Raw genomic sequence first — 7,270 nt, 5'->3', positions numbered from 1 at the left:
ACGCCGAAATCCTTCGCGATCTGCGCAAGGGTGACGCCCTTCTCGCGGTTGCGCGCCACGCGCACGACATCGTCACGGAACTCTTCGGGATAGGGGACAGGCACAGCAACATCCTTCCAGGCCGCCCTACGGGCAAGCCAGGCCAGGTGTCACCTCAACGTGCAGCAGACCCAGGTGCGTGAATGAGGCGACACGTGGTAGTTCAGAGAAACTGGATGAACCAGCCCCTGGTGCTGTCGCTCCTGGAGACATGTACCGCGCGCCCGACGCGACCGTTGTGGTCATGGGCGACGGCAGCCTGTGGAGGCCAGGCGCCCGACGCTCCGGGCCGAGGCGAGGAACGCCGAGCTGGGCTTAGCACTGGCTCAACGACCTCGCGGAGCCCTAAATGGCACGCTCCTGAACGGGATCCCGGGATTCCGGGTGATCTGGATCATCGGCCGGGGCGGCGGCACGCAGCGCCGCCTCAACCTGGCGGTTGCTGGTCATGGTCGACGTGACGGCGGTCATGATAAGGAGGAGGCCAGCGGCGGTGTAGAGCGGGGTGCGTACGTCGTAGGTGGTGGCCAGCCAGCCGCCGAGGAAGGCGCCGAACGGGGCGGCGCACATGGCGAGCATGCGGGAGGTGGACGCGACCCGGCCCATCAGGTGGGCGGGGACGATCGCCTGTCGGAGGGAGGGGCCGAGCACCATCGTGGCGCCCATGCCCGCTCCGCAGACGGCGAGCGCGAGGCCGGCGACGTACGGGTTCGGGGCGACGGCAAGGCCCAGGATGGCGAGTCCCTCGACTGCGGCCGTGCAGGTAAGCGCGGTGCCGGTGCCGAGTCGTCGGCCGAGGAAGGAGGCGATGCCCGCGCCGAGCAGACCGCCTGTGGCCTCCGCCGTGAGGAGCAGGCCGAAGCCGAAGGTGTCGATGCCGAGACGATCGTGCGCGAAGAGGGCGAGTACGGTCTCCACGGCGAGGAAGGCGACGTTCCCGACCGCCGGACGCAGCGCGAGCCCCAGCAGCAACTGATCCCGGAATACGTACGAGGCGCCGGCCCGCGCCTGCCGCAGCAGCGACTCACGGGCCTGCGGTAGGGGCCGGGGTGCGGCAGGCAGCGACCGTACGAGCAGTGCGGAGAGCGCGAACGACACCGCGTCGGCGAGCAGCGGAACCGCCCGCCCGAGTGCGAGCAGGGCACTGCCCGCGGGCGGCCCGGCGAAGCCGGACGCGGCGGTCTGGGTGCCGCGCAGGCGGGAGTTGGCGCGCTCCAGGAGCGCGGGGTCGCGGCCGAGCAGATCCGGCAGATAGGCCGTGGCGGCCGTGTCGAAGAAGAGTCCGCCGAGGCCGAGCAGGAAGGCGACGGCCGCGAGCAGCGGAATGCTCAGCACGTCGAGCGCGGCCGCTGCCGCCGGTATCGCGAGCAGCACCGCACGCGCCGCGTCCATGACCCACATCGTGCGCCGACGGTCCCAGCGGTCCACCAGCGCACCGCCGAGCACCCCGAAGAGCAGCCACGGCAGCGTTCCGGCGGCCGTGACGACGGCGAGCGCCATCGGATCCCGCGTCAACGTCAACGCGAGCAGCGGCAGCGCGGCATGCGACACCCCGTCACCGAGCGAGGACACCGTCTGCGCAGTCCACAGCCGTCCGAACCCGGTCGGCAACTTCCGAACATCTGAGGTCACTTGGCGTCCCCTTCGGCCTGCTCGCGCGATGCCGGGTGGAACAGTGCGAAGACGAGTGACGCGTCCGGCAGCGACGGATCGGACAGCTCCCGGTAATCGTCCGCCAGTGCCTGCAGCCGCGCCCCCAGCTCCGCGAACTGCTCATCGGTGAGCCGCAGATGCGCCATCCGTACGTGCCGCTCGCCATCCACCGGCGCTGCCTCCAGGTCCGCCACCGCATGCCGCATCAGCACATCCGGCCCTCCCTCGCCCGGATCCGGCAGCACGATCGCCCGCGCGGCCATTGCGTAGTACCGCTCGGTGACCCCCCGGACCTTCCGCGTTCGTACCACCTTCACCAGGCCGGCCCGTTCGAGCAGCCGTACGTGGTAGCTGGAACTCCCCTTCGCAAGGCCCACTCGCTCAGCGATCTGCGTAATCGTCGCGGGCTCGAAGCGGAGCACGGCCATGATCCGGTGACGCGTGAGGTTGGAGACGGCGCGTAGCTGCTCGTCAGTAGTGACGTGGAACGTCTCGGGAAGATCATCGGTAGGCATGCACCCAATGGTCAACACTCCTTGACCATTGGGCAAGGGGGTTTTGTTCGGGCTTCCGGAATCGGCCGGGCCGAGATAGAACGCCGCGCGCCGAACGCGAGGGCGGCACCGATCAGCAGGGCGGTGCCTGGAGGAATCTCCGGTCCGGAAATGTCCGCAAAAAGCTGCGGTACCCCACGCACCGCGGTCATGTCGTCCAGGGCTCCGGTGATCGGTTCGGTGGCAGTGAACAGCCGGGGAGGCATAACCTTGTGGCCGGCGTCCAAGCAGGGGCGGGTGAGGCAGACGTGACCCCACGCCGCGTACGGCGACCCCTCGACGCAGACGAGTCCATCCTCACTGTGAGCTGGCGATCACGGGCCGGGGCCGGAAGCTCCAGCAGGGCCTCGACCGCCGTGTCCCGCGCTGACCGGCCAGGAGTAGTACACCGCAGGCGCCGCTGCCGGTTTCAGCAGGCAGGCGATGAGCGGATCGGCACCGCTGGTGGTGCATTCCAGCAGTGTGGTGACGAACGCATCTGGTGCCGCTGGCCGGCCTAGACGAGTGGCTCCGATGTTCCTGATCGCATCTGGTCAACTTGCCGGGGGTGAGCGCAGGGTCGGAAGACCTCCCACGGCATCATGGAGGTCCGACGCTGAAGGAGTGCCGCCCGTGCGACTGGTTTCCGATCCCGTGTTTGACGAAGTAGATCTCACCGCTTCAGCGGAGGAACTGGCCGACTTGGCATACGCAGTGGCCGAGGGCGACGGGTTCATCGGCTCCACATCATCACTGGACGGAGACGCCTTGGCAGGTATCGAAGCCAGGAAGGCTTCCGGCACCGGGGTTCGGATTGAGCTCGACGCCTTGCGGCAGGTCCGGGTGATTAGTGGCGATCCTGGAGCCAGGGCGATCTTGGCAGACAACCTGAAGGCCATGGCTACCGCCGAGGACGGCGGTCACCTCCACATCGACTATTTCCCCGAGCACCCCTACCTCGTTGAAGGGTCTGTGCCGATCGTGGTCAACAGCCCCCACGGAGGCATGCCGACCCAATGAGTGGCGGGACGGCCGCAGTCGCGATCAGTGGTCGTACGCGACGAGCGAGCGGGTGACCCGGCGCGCCGACCTTGTTGTTGTGCCAGATCCCGGCCGCCATCGCCAGAACACGCTGGGCAACCCGGACGGCGACGCCCTCGAAGGTCCGCCCGCTGTGCCGTTCGAGATCGAGCTGCCCCTTGAGGGTGTCGTTGACAGACACGATGAGCTGGCGGACCTTCTTGAACATCGGCTCGCCGTACTGGTGCTTCTCTCGTTTACTTGAGGGCCGCAGCAGTTCGATAGATCGCTGGTGCGCGTGCGGGTCTGATCCTGGAAGAGGATCTGGCTGCGCAGATTCAACTCGGCGCCGCTCGAGTTCCGTAGACGTGGAGAGTGGACGGTCACCGGTTCACCCCTTCCGAGCCGTGCGCACCCTGGTCGTCGTCTTCCGGTCGAGGAGGCGCCTCCTCCACGGGCCCCCGGTCACGCGCCCGCTCGACCAATGCCTTCAAGGCGTCGTACAGGGTGTTCGTGGCCAGTCCGGCGGCGACGGAAATGGAGATCTCCGCCCAGTGGGCGTGGCGTAAGGAGTCGCGCCTGTTCTGCTGCAGGGGCGTGAGGGCGAGGAAGCACTTTCCGGCGAGGTGCTGATCCGCCTCTATTTCCCGTGCGAGCACCTTCAAGTTCGCGGCTTCGCCCCGGACTCTGCTGCGTAATTCGTCAGGCGGAGAGTTGGTAGTTGAGTCGTTCGAGCCTGCTGTGGCGGGCGCGGTCGAGTGGCCCGGTGGTCCAGTGTGCGTCGAGTCGGATCACGTTGAGTGCGGTGGCGGAGAAGGCGTGTTGGAGGCGGACTTTCGGTAGGCCGCGGTAGCGGGCCCGGCGGATGCCGGTGATGTCGAGGGCCTGGTTGATGGTGCCCTCGACGCCGGCCCGGAGGGCGTATTTGTTCTTCCAGGTGTCGGTCTTCTGCTCGGCGCGGGCTCTGGCGAGGTTGTCGTGGAGTTCTTCGGGCCTGAGGGTGAGCATGCGACGGCCGATCTTCGAGGTGGTGCACTGCTTCTGGAAGGGGCAGTCGCGGCAGGTCAGGACGCTGAAGGTGATCACGATGGCGTCTGTGCCGTGTTGCTGGACGGGGTTCCAGTGGGAGCTGATCCTGCCGGCGGGGCAGCGGACCTGGCGGGTCTTCCAGTTGATGGTGAAGGCGTTCTTGTCGAAGCCTTCGGCCGCCTTGGCCTGCGCGGAGTGGTCCAGAAGGACCGGAGTGACCATGCGGATACCGTCCTGCGTGGCCTTGGTGATCAGGTCGGCCGACGGGTAGCCGGAGTCGAGGTAGTGCTCGGCCGGTTTCACGCCGTGCTCCGCGAGGCTCTGCTGGATGGGAGCGGTCGCCTTCACGTCGGGCACGGTCGCGTCGGTGGTGTGCACGTCGGTGATCAGATTCGGCATCCTCCCGGACCCGGACCCGGACCCGGCGTCGGCGTCGGCGTCGGCGTCGGCGTCGGCGTCGGCGTCGGGGAGTGTGCCGCACGTTTCGGTGAGGTGGATCTTGTAGCCCATCCAGAACAGGTCATCGCCCTTGGCCGCCCAGCGTGCGTCCGCGTCGTAGGGGGAGGCCAGGCGGAGTTGACCGGGCGGGACGCCGTCGTCGGCGTCCCGCTTCCTGATCACCTGCCGTCCCCGGGCATCGGACCGGATGATGTAGGTCTGCACGAGTACCTGCCGCAACAGGTGCACGGCCTCGATCTGACGGATCCATACCGGGGCGTCATCGGCCCAGGCGGCCCGGCACAGGGCGAGGGCGTCCTGGCCGAAGACCTGGGCGAGGCGGTCGCGTTTCGTTTGCGAGGGCGGCATGCGCCAGCCGTCGACCCGCGGCCCGTACCGCTGGGCGAACTCCGGCACGTCGATCTGCCCGGCCAGCCAGAGGGGGGCCGCAACCGCGAGGGCCTCCAGAGCAGCGCGCACGCTCTCGCCGGCCAGCTCCAGGCGGTTCAAGTCCCGCACCGCGCTGATCACATGGGTGGAGTCGGTGCGCTGCTTGCCCCCGGCCGCCACCAGACCGGCGTCCTTGCAGTGCTCAAGGAGCCGGTCGAAGACCACCCGCTCCATGCCGTTGTCCGCGAGCCGGGCCCTGAACTTGCTGAGCACACTGGCATCGAAGCCGGTGTCGGTGAGCTCCGCCCCGAGCGCGTACTTCCAGTCGATGGCCCGCACCGCCATCGCCGCGGCCTGCCGATCGGTGAGGTCCTCGGCGAACTGCAACACCGTCACCAGCGACAACACCCCGGGCGACAGCCCCGGCGCCCCGCGCACCCCGAACGCCTCGGCGAACGGCTCATCGACGAAGACCTCCGCGAGGTGGTCCCGCACCCGTATCGCCAGGCTCCCCCTGGGGAACGCCGCCCGCGCCACCACCACGGTCTGCTCCGGGATCTCCGGCAGTCCCACCGGCCGCATCGACATCCGTACCGCCTCCACGGCCGCACGACGGAAAAGCGACCTCGCGAACGATCATCGCGGACCCGCCCTCACCCCCGCAGTGAATTGGGCAGCAGAGTCCTTGACGGCCCCAAAGACACCTACGCCCTCCTGGGGCGCAAACGCGAGCCGCCCCGGGCTGTTTGGGAGACCCGGGGCGACTGACAGGCGCTCAGAGAGGCGCGCAGAGGCGCTCTATGCGGCGAACCCGATGTTGGTGACGTACTCGTACTGGCCCCACTGCGATCCCAGGTCGACGATGACGTCTTCCCAGGCGTCGACAGGGCCTGGTGGTCGCCGACTGCCCAGGTCTCGACGATGCGGTCCCAGCGGCGGACGTTCATCGTGCGGTACTCCACCAGCCGCTGAAGCGGCCGTGGCACCTGCGACTGGTTCAGCGGGTGGATCTCGACCCGCGTGCCGCCGCGGGCGTTCAGGCGTCGCAGGAGGTGCCTGGCGACGTTCTGGCGGCGGACCTGGAGGTAGGCGGCGTCGATGCGTGCCAGGTTGGCGTTCGACGGCCGGCGCCTCTCCTCCAGCCACGCCTTCAACGTCCGGACGCTGACCGCCCTCTTGGAACCCTCACCCCTCTGACCAGGCAATCCTCACTCAGTGACCAGCCAGTCCTCACTACTTGTCCAACATCAACGCCCGACCTTCATCACTCAACACCCCGTAGAAACAACCGAATCAGCCCAGCCCACAACACCCAAAGCCGGACACCGAACCGAGAACCACCCCGGACACAGAAGCAAAGACTCCCGCAAACGCCCGGCGCTCCGACAGGCGAGCGCAAGAGATGCCGCAGTAGGAGGCGCAGGGGATGCCCCAGCGGATGCCGCAGGAGATCCGGCCGAGCGTGACGTAGAGCCGTCATACGCTCCAGTAGAGGCCGATTCCGTGACGGCTGGACGTCACGCTGCCCGCGCTCTACGGGCCGCCCGGAGGCGCCAGGCCCTTGAACGACACCGCCCGGAGCAATACAACGCGTCCCAGCGCCAGTACCCACCAGCGAACGTGATCCGGCCGCAGACCGGACAGGTCAGTAACTGAATCATGCCGATATCCCCGATCCATTCCGCGACCGCCGGCGGTCGCGGAATGGACCCAGCGCGGGCCACGGGGGCGGTCTGCGTCACTGGTCCTCCTTCGCGACCCGGTCGGTCAGGCAGGCGGCGCAGACGGTCTCGAAGTCGTGCGGTTGGAAGCGCCGGTTGCACCGTAGGCAGTTTTTTCGCGCGGGAAAGGTCTTCCCGCAGCTGAAACACAGGTCCACCGGCACGTCCGGGGCGGCCGCGGTGAGGACGCCACAGACCAGCGTGTGGTTGTCGCAGCCCGGGCACCGACGGTACGTGGCGTTGCTCCCGGTGTCCCGGCGGAGGACGTAGTCGATCGCGTCGGTCCGCACTGTGCAGAACCGGCACTTGCTGTCGCCGTCCGCCACGACCAGGGCCCACTGGTCGCAGTGGGGGCACACCACGGTGCGGTTCCGGTGCGGTTCCAGCTCGGCCCGCAGCCGCTGCATGCGTCGGGTGACGAAGCCCTGAGGGCCTGACCGAGCGCGG

At 68.4% G+C, this 7,270-nt stretch carries 8 protein-coding genes and 1 pseudogene; 2 read left to right on the top strand and 7 right to left on the bottom strand.

Annotation, left to right across the window (positions count from 1 at the left end):
* Positions 1–384: 384 nt before the first annotated feature.
* The 3 genes from ACFVX4_RS37145 to ACFVX4_RS37135 are packed head-to-tail and all read right to left on the bottom strand — an operon-like array spanning position 385 to position 2,473.
* The gene (locus tag ACFVX4_RS37145; RefSeq protein WP_389986482.1) at positions 385–1,671 is read right to left on the bottom strand and encodes an MFS transporter; all 1,287 of its coding nucleotides are present in this window, start codon (positions 1,669–1,671) and stop codon (positions 385–387) included.
* A complete protein-coding gene (locus ACFVX4_RS37140) occupies positions 1,668–2,207 on the bottom strand; it encodes an ArsR/SmtB family transcription factor (protein ID WP_389986479.1) in 540 nt (179 codons plus the stop codon). Before ACFVX4_RS37140 ends, ACFVX4_RS37145 begins: the two co-directional genes overlap by 4 nt.
* Positions 2,208–2,218: 11 nt before the next feature.
* Positions 2,219–2,473, bottom strand: coding sequence for a hypothetical protein (locus ACFVX4_RS37135; RefSeq protein ID WP_389986477.1), 255 nt, complete (start codon positions 2,471–2,473; stop codon positions 2,219–2,221).
* A 385-nt stretch (positions 2,474–2,858) separates the two neighbouring features.
* On the opposite strand from ACFVX4_RS37135, the gene ACFVX4_RS37130 reads away from it, so the two are divergent.
* Positions 2,859–3,245, top strand: a complete 387-nt coding sequence (locus ACFVX4_RS37130) for a hypothetical protein (protein ID WP_389986474.1) — start codon at positions 2,859–2,861, stop codon at positions 3,243–3,245.
* Positions 3,246–3,297: 52 nt separating this feature from the next.
* Complete coding sequence (locus ACFVX4_RS37125; RefSeq protein ID WP_389986471.1) at positions 3,298–3,510, top strand: hypothetical protein; 213 nt, start codon at positions 3,298–3,300, stop codon at positions 3,508–3,510.
* Positions 3,511–3,628: 118 nt separating this feature from the next.
* On the opposite strand, the gene ACFVX4_RS37120 is transcribed toward ACFVX4_RS37125, so the two are convergent.
* From ACFVX4_RS37120 to ACFVX4_RS37105, 4 genes and pseudogenes are all read right to left on the bottom strand, one after another.
* Complete coding sequence (locus ACFVX4_RS37120) at positions 3,629–3,910, bottom strand: hypothetical protein (RefSeq protein ID WP_389986469.1); 282 nt, start codon at positions 3,908–3,910, stop codon at positions 3,629–3,631.
* A 37-nt stretch (positions 3,911–3,947) separates the two neighbouring features.
* Positions 3,948–5,690 (bottom strand): IS1182 family transposase, encoded by a 1,743-nt coding sequence (locus tag ACFVX4_RS37115; protein WP_389986466.1) that lies wholly within the window; start codon positions 5,688–5,690, stop codon positions 3,948–3,950.
* Between the two features lie 210 nt (positions 5,691–5,900).
* Positions 5,901–6,271, bottom strand: a pseudogene (locus ACFVX4_RS37110) (transcriptional regulator); the annotation flags it as partial.
* Positions 6,272–6,840: 569 nt separating this feature from the next.
* A complete protein-coding gene (locus ACFVX4_RS37105; protein WP_389986463.1) occupies positions 6,841–7,230 on the bottom strand; it encodes a hypothetical protein in 390 nt (129 codons plus the stop codon).
* Positions 7,231–7,270: the final 40 nt, after the last annotated feature.

Source organism: Streptomyces sp. NPDC058240 (assembly GCF_042882135.1).
Lineage (GTDB): Bacteria > Actinomycetota > Actinomycetes > Streptomycetales > Streptomycetaceae > Streptomyces.
The sequence above is the reverse complement of the archived record's forward strand: the minus strand, read 5'-3'. Positions and strand labels throughout refer to the sequence as shown.

What these genes read in the sequence shown, in the direction of transcription:
- ACFVX4_RS37140 (WP_389986479.1), bottom strand. Translation starts at nt 2,207, where the DNA reads ATGCCTACCGATGATCTTCCCGAGACGTTCCACGTCACTACTGACGAG.
- ACFVX4_RS37115 (WP_389986466.1), bottom strand. Translation starts at nt 5,690, where the DNA reads ATGTCGATGCGGCCGGTGGGACTGCCGGAGATCCCGGAGCAGACCGTG.
- ACFVX4_RS37105 (WP_389986463.1), bottom strand. Translation starts at nt 7,230, where the DNA reads ATGCAGCGGCTGCGGGCCGAGCTGGAACCGCACCGGAACCGCACCGTG.